The following is an 18,820-nucleotide window of genomic DNA, read 5'->3' on the forward strand; positions in this document are numbered from 1 at the left end:
CCATGATGGAAACGACAGTACGAAGCATGACAGAAGCACTGTCCCATGCCGCTGCGGAAATGCAGTCGGCGGGCGACAGTCTACACGCAAAGCAAGTACTGGAGTTGAACAGTAAGCTGGCCGAAGGCCGGCTTACTGTTGCATTTTGCGGACATTTTTCAGCCGGCAAATCAACTCTGGTCAACCGATTATGCGGAGCACAACTGCTTCCGTCCAGCCCGATCCCTACAAGCGCAAACGTTGTGGCCATTCGCGGCGGCGAGACGGCAAAGGCAAGCGTCGTTAGCTTGAAGAACGGAGAGCGCGTCAGCGTGGATATTCCGCTCGAGGAGCTGGACGCGTATTGCAAAGACGGCGAGAACATTGAATCCGTATCGATCTATTATCCTACCGATCGCCTTGGCGATCATACGGTTCTTCTTGATACTCCCGGTATCGATTCCACGGATGACGCTCACAGAATGTCGACCGAATCCGCTCTTCATTTGGCGGATGTCGTCTTTTATGTAATGGATTATAACCATGTCCAATCCGAGATTAACTTTGCGTTTGCGAAGCAATTGAAGGACTGGGGCAAGCCCTTATACTTTATCGTAAATCAGATTGATAAGCACCGTGACCGTGAATTGTCGTTCGAGCAGTACCGGAAGAGTGTGGAAGAAGCGTTTCAAGCTTGGCATCTGGAGCCGGCGGGAATCGTTTATTTGTCGTTGCGGCAGCCGGATCATCCCCACCAGGAATGGGAGCAGCTGGAGCTTTTGCTGTCCCAGCTGGCAGAGGAAAGAGTGCCTCTTGCGGCTTACAGCGTAGACGCTTCGCTGCATCATCTGGTGGCCGAGCACAAGAAATGGTGGGACCTGCGGGATGAGCCGGAGCGCGAACGCCTAATAGCGGAAGCCGGCGGCGAGGAAGCCGCAGCCAAGGTGAAGGCGGAGATGGCTCAGCTTGAAGCCGAGAAGAACAGGCTTGCCGAAGAGCCGGAGCGCTTGCGCGTTGAGCTCCGCCGCAGCGTTCAGTCGCTTCTGGATAACGCGATCATTACCCCTGCGCCATTGCGGGACAAAGCGCATGTCTTCTTGGAAAGCCGGAAGCCTGGCTTTAAGACGGGCCTGCTGTTTGCCGGGGCGAAAACGGCAGCCGAGCAGGAACGCAGACTGGAGACGTTCCGGACCGAATTTGCTTCCCAGGTGAATGCGGCCATTGATTGGCATGTGAAGGACTTGCTTCGCCGTGCGGCGGAGAAGGCCGGTTATCCGGCTGACCGGATGGAGCAGGAGCTGATCTCCGGCTTGTCCTGGCAGCCTGAGCCGAACTGGCTTATTGAGAAAGTAAATACAGGAGCTACCTTCGGCAATGAATATACGATGGTTTACAGCCGCGAGCTGGCTGCGGAAGTGAAGCTCATCTACCGCAAGCACGCGTTCGATATCATCGACGTGCTTGCGCAGCATGTTGCCGCGGCGAGCACAGCCGCAGCGGATGAGGTTGCCGCGCAGCTATCGGCGCTTGGCGAGCAGGCCGGCGCGCTCGCGCAGCTAGCGGCGCTGACGCAGCGCGCTGCCGCGCATGCGGCGCAGCTTGCCGCAGCGCTGCCGCCGCGCGCGCCGCGCCCGGCGCTGCCGGCGCCTCGCGCCGCGCACGCGGCTGCGCCAGCGGCAAGCGCCGCGGCTGCGCCAAGCGCCGGCGCGCCAGCGCAGCCGCGCATGGCCGCGAGCGCAGCGGCGCCGCAAGCTGGCGCCGCGCTGGCCAGCGGCGCAGCGCTCGCGCAGCAGCATAGCGCCGCTGCGCGCCTCGAGCGCGTGGCTTCGCTGCTCGCGCCTTACGCGCCGCTGACCGCCAGCGCGGACGCTATGCGCGATAAAGCCAACCGGCTGCGGGACAGCCGGTTCACCATCGCGCTGTTCGGAGCCTTCAGCGCGGGCAAATCCTCGCTCGCGAACGCGCTGCTTGGCGAGCCGGTGCTGCCGGTGTCGCCGAACCCGACAACTGCAGCGATCAACCGCCTCGTGCCGCCGACGGCCGAGCACGAGCATGGCACGGCCCTTGTCGTCATGAAATCCCATGACGCCATTATCGAAGACCTGCGCTACTCGCTGGCGCTGCTTGGCGAGGACGCATCCGAATCCGCCTTGCCGAATGCATCGGCCATCATGCTTGCCATTGATATGCTTACCCCGGATGTCATCCATGCCGGCGGACGTCCGCATTACAGCTTCCTTCGCGCAGCCCGCAAAGGCTGGGAAGCGCATGAAGCGCTGCTTGGCACCCAAATCTCGGTCTCGCAGGACGAATACGAGAAGTTTGTAGCCGAGGAGTCCCGTTCTTGCTTCGTCAGCGAAATCGAGCTTCATTACGATTGCCCGTTGACGCGCCAAGGGATCGTGCTTGTGGATACGCCGGGGGCAGACTCCGTGAATGCCCGGCATACGGGCGTAGCCTTTAATTACATCAAGAACGCGGACGCCGTTTTGTTCGTCACTTACTATAACCACGCCTTCTCGCAAGCGGACCGTCAGTTCCTGATGCAGCTTGGACGGGTGAAGGATCAATTCGAGCTTGATAAAATGTTCTTCCTGGTCAACGCAGCCGACCTGGCAGCCGATGACGAAGAGCTTGAAGGCGTGCTAAGCCACGTCGAGAGCAACCTGCTTCAGCATGGCATCCGTAACCCGCGCTTGTTCCCGGTATCCAGCCTGCAAGGCTTGGATGCCAAGATGGACGGCAATATGGAGCTGCTCTCCCAATCGGGGATCGGCGCCTTTGAACAGTCGTTCCTTGGCTTCGTGCAGAACGATCTCGGCAAGCTGGCTATTGATGCTGCAGAGCAGGAGATTACAAGAGCCGCTTCCACGGTGGCCGGCTGGCTGAAGAGCGCCGCGGGCGATGCCGCGTCCCGCCAAGCGGAAAGCGAACGCTTAGGCCAGCTGCAACTTGAGGCGAATGCCTCGATCCGGACGTTCCAGGAAAACGATCCTCCGGCGCAAATGCTTCAGGAGCTGAACGAGCTGCTCTATTACGTGGTGCAGCGGATTCAGCTTCGCTTCGGCGAGTTTTACAACTATGCGTTTAACCCTTCGACGCTGCAGGATGACGGCCGCGATCTGCGCAAAATGATCTGGACCGCATGGCTGGAGCTTCAGCGTCAAGTGCAGACCGAGCTGTCCCAGGAGCTTCAAGCGACAACGCTGCGTATGGACCGCAAGGTGAACAGCCTGCTCAAGAAGCTGTACGCGAATTTGACCGAGCAGCTGGAATCGCTGATTGCCGGTTACAGCAGCGCGGCTTACGCGGCTAAGGATCTTCCTACCCCGGATGCCGTTGCGGATTGGAAAATGTCCGGCGTGGATGCCAAATGGCTATGGAGCCGGTTCAAATCTCCCCGCCAATTTTTCGAGGGAGATGGCAAAGGCCAGCTTCGCAAAGAGCTGGAAGAGGCCGCTTCTCCTGCCTTGCAGGCGTGGATGAATGAGCATATCGACAGCTGGTCTGGCCTTTATACCGGCTTGTGGAGACAATGTGCGGAGGAGACGGGCGCTGCCCTTGCTGACGATTTATCCCGTTATGTGCAAGGCATGCAGACCTCCTTGTCCGACGAAGCGGATACCGAGCAGCTTGGCAGACTGCATCAGCAGATTGCGGAGCTTCAATCCTCGGTGGACGTTTAACCTTTTCATGCATTTATCGCGTTTTATGCCCGCAACGGCTTTATGAGCCGTTGCGGGCTTTTTTTGCGTCTAGGGGAGGTGCAGCGCCGTGAATCTTACGGACTATATCTTCGGAAAGCAATCCTTCGAATGCAGGGTGCGAGTATGATCATTGCTAGGTTAGTTAAAGGTTACTGCTCACAAAGTCGGTTTTTTGGAACAAATACACTGATTTTTAAATGGGAAATGCATGGCCTGCAACTATAATGAAGGGGTGATTTCCAGAATTTATCTGGTATAGGAAGAAAGGAGGGTAACCCTGGCAACTGCTTTTGTAAGCGTATCCAAATCTTTTTTTGGGAGGAATTAATAAATGGCAAAACGTGCAACTAGCGGGAAACCCATTCGTGCAATGATGGCTGGCGTTCTCGCCTTATCGCTTACGATGACGGGTTCTGCATGGGCAGCTCCTGCGGCGCAAGGTACCGTCGGCCAACAAGGGGGCAAAGAACGCGTGCAATTGGAATATTTGGACCGGGGACTTGCGGCAGCTACAACGTCTGAAGGCGTGTTTATCAGCTGGAGGCTTTTATCCTACGAGGTAACGGGCAGCACGGAAAAAGGTTTAACGGGACCGGCATTCAACGTCTATCGTGACGGGGTTAAGATCGCTACCGTAACGGACAGCACCAATTATCTGGATCCTTCGGGAGCATCGTCTTCCAAGTATTACGTGGCGGCGGTAACCGGCGGGAAAGAAACCGATCAAAGCGCGGTCGTTCAGCCATGGGAGCAGGCTTATTACGACCTGAAGCTGAACAAGCCTTCGGACGGGGTCACCCCAAAAGGCGAGGCTTACACGTATTCCGCTAATGATATGAGCGTAGGAGACGTAGACGGAGACGGGCGGTATGAGTTTTTCGTTAAATGGGAGCCTTCCAATTCCAAGGATGTCTCGCAGCGGGGCTATACGGGCAAAACCTATATCGATTGCTATACGTTCGAAGGCAAGCTGCTGTACCGGGTTGACCTTGGCGTTAACATTCGTTCCGGAGCGCATTACACGCAATTCCTGGTTTACGATTTTGACGGGGACGGCAAGTCGGAGATGATGTTCAAGACCGCACCGGGAACAAAAGTGTTGAAATACGGAGCAGACGGCAAGGTCGAATCCGAAAAATATATTACCATGCCAAAAGCGGATCTGGAGGCCGGCTACAGCAATGAAGATGATTACCGTCTCAGCGCGCAGGGCTATTACGATCATGTGGTGAACATGTTTATGGGCTGGAGCGACCGGGAAGAGGTGAAGAACGGCAGCTGGCCCAAAACGCTGGAGGAAGCTTTCGGCATAACGCCGAAATACAGCTATCCGCTGTCGCTTGAGGATGCGCGCAGCCTGACGGATTATTTCATGGATGTCTACGCGCCAAGCCGGAGCGTAAACAACAAGCTGCGCGAATTCGAGGGCTTTATTGTGGACGGGCCGGAGTACTTAACCGTATTCGAGGGAGCGACCGGCAAAGAGCTGGAGACCATTCCGTTCAAGACGCCTCGGGAGGATGACGGACTGTTGTGGGGCGATTATGCGATGAGCCGGATCGAGCCGGCTAACCGGGTTGACCGTTTCCTTGCCGGAGTTGCTTATCTGGACGGTCAAAATCCGTATGCCGTTTTTGCGAGAGGGTATTACACAAGATCAACTCTTGTCTCTTATGGTTGGGATGGCCATCATCTGAAGGAGAATTGGTACGTGGACAGCGGCTGGACGCCGATGACGAATCCGTTTAACGACGGACCGCATGGCCGGGACGGTACGGATCCGGAGTATGGCACGCTAACTACCCAAGGCGCGCACTCGTTAAGCGCGGCGGACGTAGACGGAGACGGCAAGCAGGAGATTGTTTACGGCTCCGCAACGATTGACAATGACGGCAGCCTGCTCTACAGCTCGATGGATGTGATGCCTCCTCAAAGCGCAACGCCCGGCGCGGTAGCAAGACTTGGTCACGGTGATGCTTTGCATGTGACGGACATCGATCCGAACCGCCCGGGTCTTGAAATCTTTATGGTTCATGAGGGCGGAGCTTATGCTCCTTACGGTTATTCGCTGCGCGATGCAAAGACCGGGGAAGTGTTGTACGGCGGATATACCGGCAAGGATACGGGACGCGGCATGATTGGGGATGTGGATCCAGCAAGACCTGGTCTGGAAACGTGGGCAGTTGGTCTCTGGAGCGCTGACGGTCAGAAGCTGGGGAATACGGCGCCGGGAACGAATATGAGCATCAAGTGGGCGGGGGATATGACGACGCAAATCGTGAATGGCGCTATCGACGTTACGCCAACCATTGAGGACTGGAAGCGTGGAAAACTGCTCACGGCAACCGGTACCTTGACCAACAACTATACGAAGGGTAATCCTTCGCTTGTGGCGGATATTTTCGGCGATTGGCGAGAGGAGCTGCTTGTACGTACAACGGACAGCAGCGCCATCCGAATTTATATGAGCACTGAGCTGACCGACCGGAAGCTGTATACCTTGATGCATGATCCGCAGTACAGAGCCGAGGTTGCCCGTCAAAATACGGCGTACAACCAGCCATCGTATACCAGCTTCTATTTTGCTTCGGATACGAACTTTAACAATGTTCCGGTTCCTGACGCATCGATTCCTGGTATCTTAAGCAGTCTGCAAAATAAGCTGGACGGTTATATCGCGGACGGCAGCGTAAAAGGGGCAATTGTCAGCCAGCTGACCAATACCCTTGAGCAAGCACAGCATCAATACGAGAAGGGCTCCAAGGACAAGGCCGTTGATTTTGTAGGCAAATTCCTGTCTCAGTTAGAGAAGCGTACCGGTAAGGATCAAGTTTCGGATGCGGCCGTCAAAAATCTGACCTCTCAAGCTCAGCTGTTAGTGTCGCAGTGGAGTAAATAATCGGAATAGAAAATTTGAGAGGTCACGGCGAAAGGGTTCCGCTTAAGCTCAGCTCATTCGAATGCTAAATTGCAGTTAAAAACGCGAATGAGGCACTTTTGCAGGCTGATCCACAAATAAAAGGGGCTATCCCATTTGTCATATTGATGACTTATGGTACGCCCCGTTTAATCATATCCGCCTTCGGCAGCGGGCAAGGCTTTATAAGCGTCTTTTCCCTCTACAATCTTCTGGATATAACTCCTCAGCTCGAGCAAATCCTTCGCATCCTTCGTCATGTCGCAGTACTCGTTTGTCCATGACAAGGTCTTCGTCTCGCCGTTTACGGTAATTTTCCAGCTGTCTGTACTGCTTGGCGTCTGTGAACAGTTACCCTTACGCGGGAATTGTTTCTCGTCCAGGACGGCGATTTCTTTCATTTTCCCGTAAATCGATTGAAGCTCATCGTTGCTAAAAGACAAAGCTGTCGTGGCTGTCCCCTTCGTGACGAGATCCTTGGTGACGGTGTGGTTGTACGTGTTGATTTCGTTTTTATGGTCTTCACCGTATCCGAAGCTGACCGAGAATCGGAAATCCTCCGGCATATCCTCGGGCATTTGAAGCTTTTTCGTTTCCTTGCTGCATCCCGCGATAAACGCAAAGGCAACGCTTAAGATGATAAGAATACGAATCATGTTCTCCCCCCTTGCAAAGATAACGCAAAAAGAGGAGGAATGGTTGCGCTTGTTTATGCCGTTTGCGTAGTTTTTGCTTGATTTCTGACAAGCGGGGGAAGAACGACAAAGTAATAAATGCTTACGCCAAGCATGCAGATGGCGAGGATATAATGCAGCCAGGTGATGGAGATCCAGGAGGGAAAAGCCAAGGCTACAAAGCCAAGAGCCAAGGAATGGCCCAGCATCATAACGGGATCGGTCAAAGCATTAACTTTCCCCATGAATTGCGGCGCAACAAGCTCGGGCATCCATCCGCCGATGACGATATTAGCGGGTGCAAGAATAACCCCGGTCAGAAGAATGAGGCCAAGATACGCGTAGATTGACGTTATAGAGCCGATTGTAAACGTAAGAAGGCTGGCGAGGAAGAAACCGGCAATCATGACAGGGGTCTTTGAAAATTTATTTATGAGGACAGGTGCAAGCATACTCCCGATTAAGAATCCGATGCCGAGAAAAATCATAATGAGGGAGGAATGGAGTAAATAATTTTCCGGACTTAATTTGTATTTCATGACGAAAATCGGAAGAACGGCAAACACGCCATTCACGATCCCGAAAAAGAAGAAGCCGTGTATCAGGTTCAACAGCAATTTGTTGCGATAGATATATTGAATTCCTTGCGCGAAATCTTTCCATATGAGTGAAGCGCTAATGTCGCGAACCCGGCTTTTCCCGTTCGGAATTCGGGCAGCTTCCGGATATCGTCCCCAAGCTATAAGCACGCCGGAGATAATAAAGCTGATCGCATCGATTAGAATGGCACCTTCAATCCCGAGCCAGTGATAGGCCGCCGCGCCAAGGCTTAAACCAAACAACATGAACAAAGCGCTGACGATCTGGTTTAATCCCGCTGCTTGAACATATTGTTCCTGCGCGAGACATCCTTGCACAAGTCCCATCTCGGCAGGACCGAAAAATCGGGCTACCGCGCTGCGAAGGAACAGTACCAGGAAACAAAGAAAGAGCCAATCGGTATGAACGCAAACAAGCAGGACGAATGTAAGTAGGGTACGGATCCAGTCACTGTAAGCCGCAATGAACTTTCGGTCGAAGCGGTCGGCGGCAACTCCGACAATCCAGAATACGGCGAGAGTCGGGATCGAATACATAAGCTCCGCGGTTGAGGCGAGCGAAGGTCGGGAAGCGAATCTGTCAACCAGATAATAAGCGAATGCCATATTGCCGATGACCGTTCCAAGCTGCGAAGCGATCGAAGCCATAAATAGCTTGTTAAACGCGGGATTGCGAAACAAAGTGATCACGGCTCATCCTCCTATTGGTTCTATCCGTCAAGGGACGGGTTTAATAAACGATAAAAGTATTGGCTCATCTCCTCAAGCTGAACGGTTGTGCGCGCCATTTCAGCGCCGACGGCAACGGTAAGGGTAATGATGCCTTCCTGATAGGAAGAGATCATTCTGGCGATGTCCGTTACCGGCTTTGCCGGATTAAATTCACCCTTGTCAATGCCTTTCTGGAGTAGGCCCGATAAACGGTTGATTCCATTCTCGTAACGTTGAAGCAATAATGCTCTTATCTCCTCGTCCCTCCAGCCGGTAAGGAAATATTCATAGAAGGCGGGAAGCAAGCTTTCGTTTCCGGGTAAGCACAGCTCTTCTTTCAACTGATTAATCTGATTGTTGATGATTGACCAGATGCGGGGATTCATGGCTAGAGCATCCTCTAGCTGCTTGTCGTATTCCTCGTCTTGATGGTCCATCAATGCTTCGAAAATCTCTTCTTTCGTTTGAAAATATAAGTAGATCCACCCTCGACTCATGCCCGTCTCAATGACAATATCCTTTAACGTTGCCGCACCATAGCCTTTTAGCGAAAACACTTGTTTTGCGGCTTCGAGAATTTGAAGCCTGCGTTGTTCCTTTTGATCGTTTGAAATTTTAGGCGACATCCTGCTTACCAACCTTTCATTAAAATGAACCGCGTGTCATTTTAATTATAATGACACGCGGTTCATTTTTCAATCGTTATGATCCATAATTTCCATTTTTCTCTCTATTGCCTGTTACTCCGGGTACCTGTATAACCGCCAACTGGCTGCCTTCCTTTGTTTTTCTCATAATGGGATAGAACAACTTACAAGAACAAGGAGGCGCTTGATATGCGTGCAATGATGATTCCACAGTTTGGCGATGCCGAAGTATTGACCCTAACCCGTCTGGAGGTCCCTGCACCTGGACCTTTTGAAGTTACGATAGATGTTGCTTATGCCGGGGTTAATTACGCCGAGGTGTTGTTCCGGAAAGGAGGCGTCCCGAATTTGCCTCTTCCTTTCGTACCTGGCATAGAGGTTTCCGGCACGATTCGAGAGATAGGGGAGAAGGTGACGGGCCTGCGCACTGGTCAGCGAGTTGCAGCCTTAACGATAGTTAGCGGAGGCGGATACGCGGAGGTGGTTAAAGTGAATGCGGATCTTGTTTTCCCGCTTGATGAAGCGGGAGGCCAAGTCAGCATGGAGAGCGCGGCTGCTTTCCCATCGAATGTAACGACTGCGTACATGATCATATCGCAGGTGTCCCGCATGCAGCGCGGAGAGACGGTGCTGGTCCACGCTGCTGCGGGAGGCGTGGGCAGCGCAATCGGCCAGGTAGCGAAGGCGCTTGGCGCCGGACTTGTTATCGGAACGGTCGGAAGTACGGATAAGGTGGACTATGCGAAAAGCCTAGGTTATGACGAAGTCTATCTGCGGGAGGATTTCGAGGAGCAAGTAACGGAAAGGACGGGCGGACGGGGAGTAGACGTTGCGGTGGATCCGGTTGGCGGGTTGATGAGGGAAGCGTCGCTGCGGCTGCTTAAGCCTCTCGGAAGATTAATTGCAATGGGGAATGCCGGCGACTCGGAAGACGTGAAGCAGTCCCTCAATGAATTATGGTTTACAAGCAAAACGGTATCGGGCTTTAATCTGCAGCTATTGAGCATGACCGCACCGCTGATGGTGGCTGAATCGGCCAGAAAGGCCTTGGCACTGGTAGCGAGCGGGGAGGTGAAAGTGGATGTAACCGGCCTTCTGCCGCTGCTCAGAGCCGAAGAGGCCCATAGACGAATCGAGGAAAGAAAATCCACGGGCAAAATCGTTTTAAAAATAGGCTCCTGACAGCATACCGTTAGCTGTTAAGCAGATGCTGCATGTTCTCTTGCGTACCGGTTCCTTCCACGGGAACGTAGACGCAGCAATGCGCGCTGCCGTTTCCGTTAATCTGGGAGAAGGTATTGATATTGAAGGTGAGCAGTCCGGCTTCGGGATGATGAAGACGAATGGTTTTGATGGTCTTATCCATAATGTCATGCGTCGACCATAAAGCGAGAAATTCCGGGCTTGCATCTATTAGTCGGTCAATCAGCTTGCGGAAGGCCAAGTCGTTTAAATTTTTCTCGTAGCGTCCGCGAAGCACTCCGGCCGTATATTGGGCATATTCTTCCCAATTCGGTAAGGAACGGCGTAAATTCTCGTTCATGAACGTCAGCCAGGCCATGCAGCGGTCTTCCGCGGGAACCGAGGGGAAATCGAAAATGATCCGGCAGGCGGCATCATTCCAGCTCAAAACCTCCGTGCGGTCCGTCGCAACGAAAGCAGGGTAAGGAAGCTGATCGATAAGCTTGTTGATATCCGGGGACAGCTGATTCACGGCCGGAGAAGGATTCGGCAGCTCCAGATTTGCCAGGTGAAGCATATGCAAATGCTCGTTCTTGCTTAGCTTCAATGCCTGGGCGACGCTGTCCAGCACTTGTCTGGAAGGGGCGGCAGCCCGCCCTTGCTCGAGCCAGGTATACCACGTGGTGCTGACGTGGGCAAGCTGGGCGACCTCTTCGCGGCGGAGCCCGGGCGTTCTTCGTTTGCCGTAACCCGAAGGGAGACCGGCTTCGGCAGGATTCATTTTCTCCCTGCGCGATTTCAGAAATTGTCCGAGCAGGACGGCTTTTTGCTTATCCATTCGGCATATCCTCCTCGTTTCTTTATACCCCATTATACTCGGGGATGAAGATGGAACAAGAGCAAGTCGCCGGCCTGCCGTACCCCATGCAAAGAAGCGTCCTTTCCTCGCGAAAGGGCGCATTTTTATTTTTAAAAAAATCTTTTCTTTGGCCTATTTACATATCCCTGTGTGTTTCTGTGCAAAAATGGAGGAATTGCCACACATCTGGGATGATTATGGATTATTTAGGAGGATACCCCGTTAATCTTTCCCGATTCGCCATAATCGGCTGTTTCAGCTAATTATACGTGATTATCTACTGTTTGCGCGGGTCTCGCCGTTACTGCTAATATTCATTGCATAATTATACAAATAAAGAACGGGGAGATGGATTTACTTGGACGTCTTTAGGCAATTGAAGCGGTTTTATTGGGTTGAGCGAAGGTATCTGCTGTCATCCATTATTTGTTTGATGTTTGCGACTGCGCTTGGCCTGGTGTATCCGAATTTGCTGCGTTACTTGATTGACGATGTTATCAAGCCAAAAGACTTTGACAAAGTGCCGATGCTAGCTCTTTCCGTCGTAGGGGTCGTTACCTTGAAGGGCTTCATGCAGTTCCTGCACGGATTTTTCGGCGGCAGGCTCGGCAACCGGGTAGTTTTCCGCATGCGCAACGCCTGTTACGACAAACTTCAAACGCTTTCATTCCAATATTACGATAAAGCGAAAACCGGCGATTTGATGTCCAGGCTAACGGCCGATCTTGAAGCAATCCGCCAATTTATCGGCTTTGGCTTTGCCCAGATTCTGAACGTAGCGCTGATGATCCTGTTCGGCGGAGCGATGATGATGTCAATCGACTGGAAGCTGACGCTGATTACGCTGGTCACGATCCCGTTCCTTGCTTTTACGGCAATCCGCTTTGAGAAACGGATTCATCCCGCCTTCCGCGAAATGCGCAAAGCGATGAGCAATCTGACAACGGCGGTTCAGGAAAATATTACGGGCGTGCGGACGGTCAAGTCCTTTGCGCGCGAGCCGCATGAGGTAGACAAATTTTCGAAGCGCAACGAGCAATACAAGGCGAATCAGATTGGCGCCTCTTCGATTTGGGCGAAGTTTTTCCCTTCGATGGAGCTTCTCGCCAACTTGAGCGTCGTCATCCTGCTGGTGGCAGGCGGTACGATGGTTATCCGCGGCTCCTTAACGCTTGGCGAACTTGTCGCCTTCTTCAGCTTAATCTGGTACATCATCGGTCCGATGTGGGGAATTGGATTCCATATCAATAACTATACCCAGTCCAAAGCATCAGGCGAGCGGATCATGGAGCTGCTTAACACGCATATCCATGTCCAAAGCATCGAAAACGCCGTTGAAGTGGATAAAGAAGTGGTTAGAGGCCATGTTCGCTTTGAGAACGTGACGTTCAATTATCCGGACAAAACGCCTGCGGTCACGAACATTAACATCGACGCGCCGGCGGGCAAAGTGGTTGGTCTCCTTGGGGCGACGGGCTCGGGCAAATCCACCATTATTCAACTCATGATGAGGGCTTATAACGTAAAAACGGGCCGGATTACTCTTGACGGCATCGATATTCAGAATCTGGATGTGCAAAGCCTGCGCAGCCAAATTGCACCGGTATTTCAGGAGACCTTCCTGTTCTCGGCTTCGATTCGCACCAACATTGCATACGGGGAAAAAAATGTAACGGACGAACAAATTATCCGCGCAGCCAAGCTTGCGAAAGCGCATGATTTCATTATGGAGCTGCCGCTCGGCTATGAAACGATCGTAGGCGAGAGAGGGATGGGCTTATCCGGCGGACAGAAGCAGCGTATTGCGATTGCCCGCGCGCTGATCCGCAATCCCCGGATTCTTATTCTGGACGATGCGACCAGCGCCGTCGACATGGAGACGGAACACGAGATCCAGGCAGGCTTTAAAGAGCTGATGGCCGGACGGACTACGTTTATCATTGCGCACCGGATTTCGTCGCTCCGCCATGCAGACGAAATTATCGTGTTGGATAACGGTCATATCGTGCAGCGCGGTACGCATAACGAGCTGATTGCCGAGCATGGACCTTATCGCGACACCTATAACATTCAATATGCCGATCGGCCGCTTGCGAACCTCGATTCTTCGATACCGGGGCGGAAAAGGAGCGTTGTTCAATGAGCAGTTCGAATAAGGAACTGAAGGATAGAATCAAGAATGCAAGCGAAAACGGCAAGAAAGAACGTTTTATTTACCAGGATGACGATGCGATCGAAAAACCGTTTAACTGGTCGCAGATGCGGCGCTTGTTCATTTATATGAAGCCGTATACGCGCCAATTGATTCCGGTAATTGTCGCCATGATTATCGGCACGATCACCAGGCTGACCATTCCGGCCTTAACCATTGTGGCGATTGATCAGGCTATTCAGCCGGAGAGTGGAGAAACGAGCTACGGTAAGCTTTATTTGGTTGCAGGCGTTATGGTGGCTCTATTCATTATCCAATGGGCTTCCAACCAGTATCGGATCAAGTATACGAACATTATCGGCCAGAAGGTTATCTACGACCTCCGCCATCACCTATTCCAGCATATTCAGAAGCTGTCGTTCCGTTTCTACGACAAGCGTCCCGCAGGCTCCGTGCTTGTGCGGGTAACCAATGACGTCAACGCCCTGCAGGATTTGTTCACGAACGGCGTCGTCAACTCGCTTATGGACTGCGTGCAGCTTGCCGGTATCGTGATCATCCTTCTGATCTGGAACTTCAAGCTTGGTCTTGCCGTGATGATTACGGTTCCGATTATGTTCCTTGTCTCTTCCGCGCTCCGCAAGCGAATCCGCTTCGCCTGGCAGGATGTGCGAAAGAAGCAGTCGCGGATCAACTCCCACTTGAACGAAAGCATTCAAGGGATGAAAATTACGCAGGCCTACGTACAGGAAAAAGAAAACATGCGTTTCTTCGATAACATGAATGCAGTCAACGTAAAAGCATGGAATAAGGCTTCGGCGCTTAACCAGACGTTTGGCCCGGTTATCGAGGTTACTTCGGCAATCGGTACGTTTATTTTGTTCTGGTACGGCTCTTATCTCATTGAGCATCAGGAGATTACCGTTGGTCTGCTCGTCGGCTTTGCCAACTATGTCGGCAACTTCTGGGATCCGATCAACCGCCTTGGCCAAGTGTATAACCAGCTGCTAGTCGCGATGGCTTCATCGGAGCGTATCTTCGAGTTCATCGACGAAGAGCCGACGGTAGGCGAACTGGAATACGCGAAGCCGCTTGCCAGTATTCGAGGCGACGTGCAATTCGATAATATCGTATTCGAGTACGAGAAAGGGCGCCCTGCGCTGCATGGCATCAGCATAAACGTAAAAGCCGGCCAGTCCATTGCGCTTGTTGGCCATACCGGCTCCGGCAAAAGCACGATTATTAACTTGCTCTGCCGCTTCTACGACCCGGTTTCCGGCGTTGTCCGGATTGACGGTCAAGACATTCGCAACATTACGCTAGACAGTCTTCGTTCTCAAGTAGGCTTGGTTATGCAGGATACCTTTATTTTCTCCGGCACCATCCGCGACAATATCCGTTACGGCTGCTTGAACGCAACGGACAACGAGATTGTAGAGGCTGCCAAAGCCGTTAACGCGCATGATTTCATCATGTCTCTGCCTGACGGATACGATACGGAAGTGGAGGAGCGGGGGAACGTTCTGTCGATGGGGCAGCGCCAGCTGCTTTCTTTCGCCCGCGCTTTGCTGGCGGATCCGCGCGTGCTGATCCTGGATGAAGCGACGGCAAGCATCGATACCGAGACGGAGCTGAAGATTCAGGAGGCGCTTAAGACGCTGCTGAAGGGACGCACGTCCTTCATGATCGCTCACCGTCTGTCAACGATCCGCAATGCGGACGAAATTATCGTTCTGGATCACGGCAGGATCGTAGAGCAGGGCAATCATGAAGCTTTAATCAAGAAAAACGGCGTTTATAACGGACTTATCGAGGCCCAATATCGATTCTTGTCGGCCTAGTATTGATTTTTAGTTAAAGAACCTCCACAATGGAAGAAAATAAACCAGACTTCGAGGAATACAAGGATATTCCGTTCGCTCGACGCTGGGTTCTTCCGGGAGGTTCTTTTTTATTATGTATGGATCACCATTGACAACGAATGCACGCAAGCTTCTTCTGCTCGGCTCGGGCGAGCTTGGCAAGGAGGTTGCGCTTGAGGCACAGCGCCTTGGCGTAGAGACTATCGCGGTTGACCGCTATGCGAACGCGCCGGCCATGCAGGTTGCCCATCGTTGCCATGTTACGGATATGCTTGACGGTGCCGCAATCAGACGGATTATCGAAGACGAGAAGCCGGACTTTATCGTTCCGGAGATTGAAGCGATTGCTACCGAAACGCTGCTGGAGCTTGAGCAAGAAGGCTTTAACGTCATCCCTACCGCACGCGCGGCACGTTTGACGATGGACCGCGAGGGCATCCGCCGTCTGGCGGCCGAGACGCTTGGTCTCCCAACGGCTCCTTATCGGTTCGCGGATTCGCTTGACGAACTTAAGTCCGCAGTCAAAGAGATAGGTCTGCCTTGCGTAATCAAGCCGATCATGAGCTCTTCCGGCAAAGGGCAAAGCGTCTGCAAGACGGAAGCGGACATCGAAAGCTGCTGGAATTATGCGATGGAAGGCGGCCGCGCGAAAAAAGCGCGGATTATCGTGGAAGGCTTTGTTACGTTCGAATCCGAAATTACGCTTCTTACGATCCGTTCGGTATCCGGAACAAGCTTCTGCGCGCCAATCGGCCATGTTCAGAAGGATGGGGACTATATCGAGTCCTGGCAGCCTCATAATATGACTCCGGAGCAAATCAAGCAAGCGGAAGATATTGCATTGCGTATTACGGACGAGCTTGGCGGTTACGGGCTGTACGGGGTAGAGCTGTTTATTACACGGGACGGCGTTCTGTTCAGCGAAGTATCTCCTCGTCCTCACGATACGGGCATGGTTACAATGGCGACGCAGGATTTGTCGGAGTTCGCCCTGCATGTACGCGCTATTCTCGGCTTCCCGATCCCGACGATCCGGCTGCTGACGCCTGGGGCAACCCATACACTGAAGGCGGACCGCGAATCGGCTTCTTTCCGTATCGGCGGCGTTGAACAAGCGCTCGCTCTGCCGAATACGCAGGTACGCGTCTTCGGCAAGCCGGAGACGAAAGTCGGCCGCCGGATGGCCGTAGCCTTGAGCTCGGCCGGCAGCGTTGACGAGGCGCGCGATCTGGCCCGCCAAGCGGCGGAATCACTCCATATTCAGTACGACTAATCAGACTTCTTAGCGGCGGCTTCCCTTGTGCGATAACAAGGAGGAGCCGCTCCTTTTTTGGCGAGTCATGAATGGAACTTGGCAATAACGAGCATGAATAATTTAGCGTGGGACGCGAATTTATGTTATTCTGTTAATCCATCGAGCGCATTTGACCGATATTGATAAGGGCACAAACTTCATAACCGTCGTTATACTCGTATCTTTACTAATCGGGATAAGTTGAATTAAAATAGCTTGAAGATATGGAAACGTGAAGCTTCGCAAAATTTAGGAGGCATACCCATGGCAGAGCAAGTAGATCTTTTCGCAAAAACAGCGGCCCCGGAACGGAATTACGAGGCCGATGACATACAAGTGCTCGAAGGCTTGACCGCTGTCAGAAAGCGGCCGGGCATGTACATTGGCAGCACGAGCAGCTCCGGCCTTCATCATCTGGTCTGGGAAATCGTCGATAACGCCGTGGACGAGCATTTAGCGAAATTTTGTACGGCGATCGACGTCACGCTGCACAAGAATGGCGCGGTTACCGTGCAGGATAACGGGCGCGGCATTCCGACAGGGATGCATAAGACAGGAATTCCGACGCCGCAGGTCGTATTCACCATCCTGCACGCGGGCGGCAAGTTTGGCGGCGGAGGATACAAGAAATCCGGCGGTCTGCACGGCGTAGGCGCTTCGGTAACAAACGCATTGTCCGAGTGGCTTGAAGTGGAAATTTTCCGTGACGGGAAAATACATAAGATGCGCTTCGAATACTGGGTAGACGATAAAGGCAAGGAGCATGTCGGCGAGCCGGTAACAGGGCTTGAGATTACGGGGAACACGAACCGGACGGGTAGCAAGGTAACGTTCAAACCGGACGCCCGCGTCTTCCAGGGCGGCACCTCGCTGAACTACGATACCCTGGCCGAGCGCCTGCAGGAGATTGCATTCCTGAACTCGGGCCTTAAGGTTACGATCAAGGACGACCGCAGCGGCAAAGAGGATATTTTCCACTACGAAGGCGGCGCCCGCCAGTTCGTGCAATATTTGAACGACGACAAGACCGTCCTGCACGATGTCGTTCATTTCACGGGAGAGAAAGACGAGATTGAAGTGGAGGTTGCCCTTCAGTACAACGACGGATATACCGAGACGATCGCATCCTTCGTGAACTCGATCCCGACACGCGGCGGCGGTACGCATGAGACCGGTTTCAAAACCGCTTATACGCGGGTTATGAACGAATATGCCCGCAAGGCTGGTCTCCTGAAGGAAAAGGAAAAGAATCTCGAAGGCAATGACCTGCGCGAAGGCATGATGTCGGTCATTAACATCAAGATGTCCGAGGTCGAATTCGTCGGCCAGACGAAGGACCAGCTGGGCAGCGCGTCGGCTCGCAGCGCGGTAGACGCCGTAGTCTCCGACAAAATGCAGGTGTTCCTGGAAGAGAATCCGCAGGTCGCGCAAATGCTGCTGAAGAAGGCGGTACAAGCCTCCAAGGCAAGAGAAGCGGCACGCAAAGCGCGCGAAGAGATCCGCAGCGGCAAGAAGAAGAGCGAAAGCTCCAATCTGAACGGCAAGCTGACGCCGGCGCAGTCGAAAGATTTCTCGCGCAACGAGCTGTTTATCGTCGAAGGGGATTCGGCGGGCGGCTCGGCGAAGCAGGGCCGGGATTCGAAGCATCAGGCCATACTGCCGCTGAAGGGCAAGCCGATGAACCCGGAAAAAGCGAAATTGCTGGATATTCTGAAGAACGAGGAATACAAAGCGATTATAAGCGCGATTGGAGCGGGCGTTGGTCCGGAATTCGACGCCGATGAATGCAATTACAACAAAATTATTATTATGACCGACGCGGATACGGACGGCGCGCATATTCAGGTGCTGCTGCTGACGTTCTTCTACCGGTACATGAAGCCGCTGATCGACACCGGGCGCGTCTATATCGCTCAGCCGCCGTTGTACAAAATTACTCGCAAATCAGGCAAGCTGGAGACCGTTCGGTACGCCTGGACGGACGAGCAGCTGCAAAACTATTTGAAGGAATTCGGCAAGAACTTTGAGCTTCAGCGCTATAAAGGACTTGGCGAGATGAACCCTGACCAGCTGTGGGAGACCACGATGGATCCGGAGACGCGGACGCTGCTGCAGGTGCAGATCGAGGATGCGGCCAAAGCAGAACGCCGCGTGTCAGCGCTGATGGGCGATAAAGTCGACCCGCGCAAGCGTTGGATTATCGAGAACGTGGACTTCACAGAATACGTAGAATAGGA

General features: G+C 53.1%; 11 protein-coding genes. 7 read left to right on the forward strand and 4 right to left on the reverse strand.

Translation table 11 applies throughout. The features are described from left to right. Positions 1 to 2: 2 nt before the first annotated feature. Positions 3 to 3,665 (forward strand): dynamin family protein, encoded by a 3,663-nt coding sequence (locus ACR9FF_RS12520; RefSeq protein ID WP_435171399.1) that lies wholly within the window; start codon positions 3 to 5, stop codon positions 3,663 to 3,665. Between the two features lie 352 nt (positions 3,666 to 4,017). Further along, positions 4,018 to 6,585, forward strand: coding sequence for a rhamnogalacturonan lyase (locus ACR9FF_RS12525; protein ID WP_435171401.1), 2,568 nt, complete (start codon positions 4,018 to 4,020; stop codon positions 6,583 to 6,585). A 167-nt stretch (positions 6,586 to 6,752) separates the two neighbouring features. On the opposite strand, the gene ACR9FF_RS12530 is transcribed toward ACR9FF_RS12525, so the two are convergent. From ACR9FF_RS12530 to ACR9FF_RS12540, 3 genes are read right to left on the reverse strand one after another with little or no spacing between them, the layout of a single operon-like run. Continuing rightward, complete coding sequence (locus tag ACR9FF_RS12530) at positions 6,753 to 7,259, reverse strand: hypothetical protein (protein WP_435171403.1); 507 nt, start codon at positions 7,257 to 7,259, stop codon at positions 6,753 to 6,755. 53 nt (positions 7,260 to 7,312) lie between these two features. Beyond that, positions 7,313 to 8,566, reverse strand: a complete 1,254-nt coding sequence (locus ACR9FF_RS12535; protein WP_435171405.1) for an MFS transporter — start codon at positions 8,564 to 8,566, stop codon at positions 7,313 to 7,315. 20 nt (positions 8,567 to 8,586) lie between these two features. After that, complete coding sequence (locus tag ACR9FF_RS12540; protein ID WP_435171407.1) at positions 8,587 to 9,213, reverse strand: TetR family transcriptional regulator; 627 nt, start codon at positions 9,211 to 9,213, stop codon at positions 8,587 to 8,589. 210 nt (positions 9,214 to 9,423) lie between these two features. Here ACR9FF_RS12540 and ACR9FF_RS12545 point away from each other — a divergent pair, with 210 nt between their 5' ends. Then, positions 9,424 to 10,416, forward strand: coding sequence for a quinone oxidoreductase family protein (locus ACR9FF_RS12545; protein WP_435171409.1), 993 nt, complete (start codon positions 9,424 to 9,426; stop codon positions 10,414 to 10,416). A 10-nt stretch (positions 10,417 to 10,426) separates the two neighbouring features. Here ACR9FF_RS12545 and ACR9FF_RS12550 read toward each other — a convergent pair whose 3' ends face one another. Then, positions 10,427 to 11,254 (reverse strand): helix-turn-helix transcriptional regulator, encoded by an 828-nt coding sequence (locus tag ACR9FF_RS12550; RefSeq protein WP_201003448.1) that lies wholly within the window; start codon positions 11,252 to 11,254, stop codon positions 10,427 to 10,429. Positions 11,255 to 11,633: 379 nt separating this feature from the next. On the opposite strand from ACR9FF_RS12550, the gene ACR9FF_RS12555 reads away from it, so the two are divergent. The 4 genes from ACR9FF_RS12555 (at position 11,634) to parE (ending at position 18,818) form a co-directional block, all read left to right on the forward strand. Then, positions 11,634 to 13,418: an ABC transporter ATP-binding protein gene (locus tag ACR9FF_RS12555; RefSeq protein ID WP_435171412.1), complete on the forward strand. Its 1,785-nt coding sequence runs from the start codon at positions 11,634 to 11,636 to the stop codon at positions 13,416 to 13,418. Then, positions 13,415 to 15,268, forward strand: a complete 1,854-nt coding sequence (locus ACR9FF_RS12560; protein ID WP_435171414.1) for an ABC transporter ATP-binding protein — start codon at positions 13,415 to 13,417, stop codon at positions 15,266 to 15,268. Before ACR9FF_RS12555 ends, ACR9FF_RS12560 begins: the two co-directional genes overlap by 4 nt. Positions 15,269 to 15,383: 115 nt before the next feature. Beyond that, positions 15,384 to 16,562: a formate-dependent phosphoribosylglycinamide formyltransferase gene (gene purT / locus ACR9FF_RS12565; RefSeq protein WP_317980584.1), complete on the forward strand. Its 1,179-nt coding sequence runs from the start codon at positions 15,384 to 15,386 to the stop codon at positions 16,560 to 16,562. A gap of 285 nt (positions 16,563 to 16,847) precedes the next feature. After that, complete coding sequence (parE, locus tag ACR9FF_RS12570) at positions 16,848 to 18,818, forward strand: DNA topoisomerase IV subunit B (protein WP_127499006.1); 1,971 nt, start codon at positions 16,848 to 16,850, stop codon at positions 18,816 to 18,818. Positions 18,819 to 18,820 lie beyond the last annotated feature (2 nt).

It is taken from the genome of Paenibacillus glycanilyticus, from assembly GCF_051200795.1.
GTDB lineage: Bacteria > Bacillota > Bacilli > Paenibacillales > Paenibacillaceae > Pristimantibacillus > Pristimantibacillus glycanilyticus.

Coding starts and splice junctions, on each gene's coding strand:
- ACR9FF_RS12530 (WP_435171403.1), bottom strand. CDS start 7,259: ATGATTCGTATTCTTATCATCTTAAGCGTTGCCTTTGCGTTTATCGCG.
- ACR9FF_RS12525 (WP_435171401.1), top strand. CDS start 4,018: ATGGCAAAACGTGCAACTAGCGGGAAACCCATTCGTGCAATGATGGCT.
- parE (WP_127499006.1), top strand. CDS start 16,848: ATGGCAGAGCAAGTAGATCTTTTCGCAAAAACAGCGGCCCCGGAACGG.
- ACR9FF_RS12545 (WP_435171409.1), top strand. CDS start 9,424: ATGCGTGCAATGATGATTCCACAGTTTGGCGATGCCGAAGTATTGACC.
- purT (WP_317980584.1), top strand. CDS start 15,384: ATGTATGGATCACCATTGACAACGAATGCACGCAAGCTTCTTCTGCTC.
- ACR9FF_RS12520 (WP_435171399.1), top strand. CDS start 3: ATGATGGAAACGACAGTACGAAGCATGACAGAAGCACTGTCCCATGCC.
- ACR9FF_RS12560 (WP_435171414.1), top strand. CDS start 13,415: ATGAGCAGTTCGAATAAGGAACTGAAGGATAGAATCAAGAATGCAAGC.
- ACR9FF_RS12540 (WP_435171407.1), bottom strand. CDS start 9,213: ATGTCGCCTAAAATTTCAAACGATCAAAAGGAACAACGCAGGCTTCAA.
- ACR9FF_RS12550 (WP_201003448.1), bottom strand. CDS start 11,254: ATGGATAAGCAAAAAGCCGTCCTGCTCGGACAATTTCTGAAATCGCGC.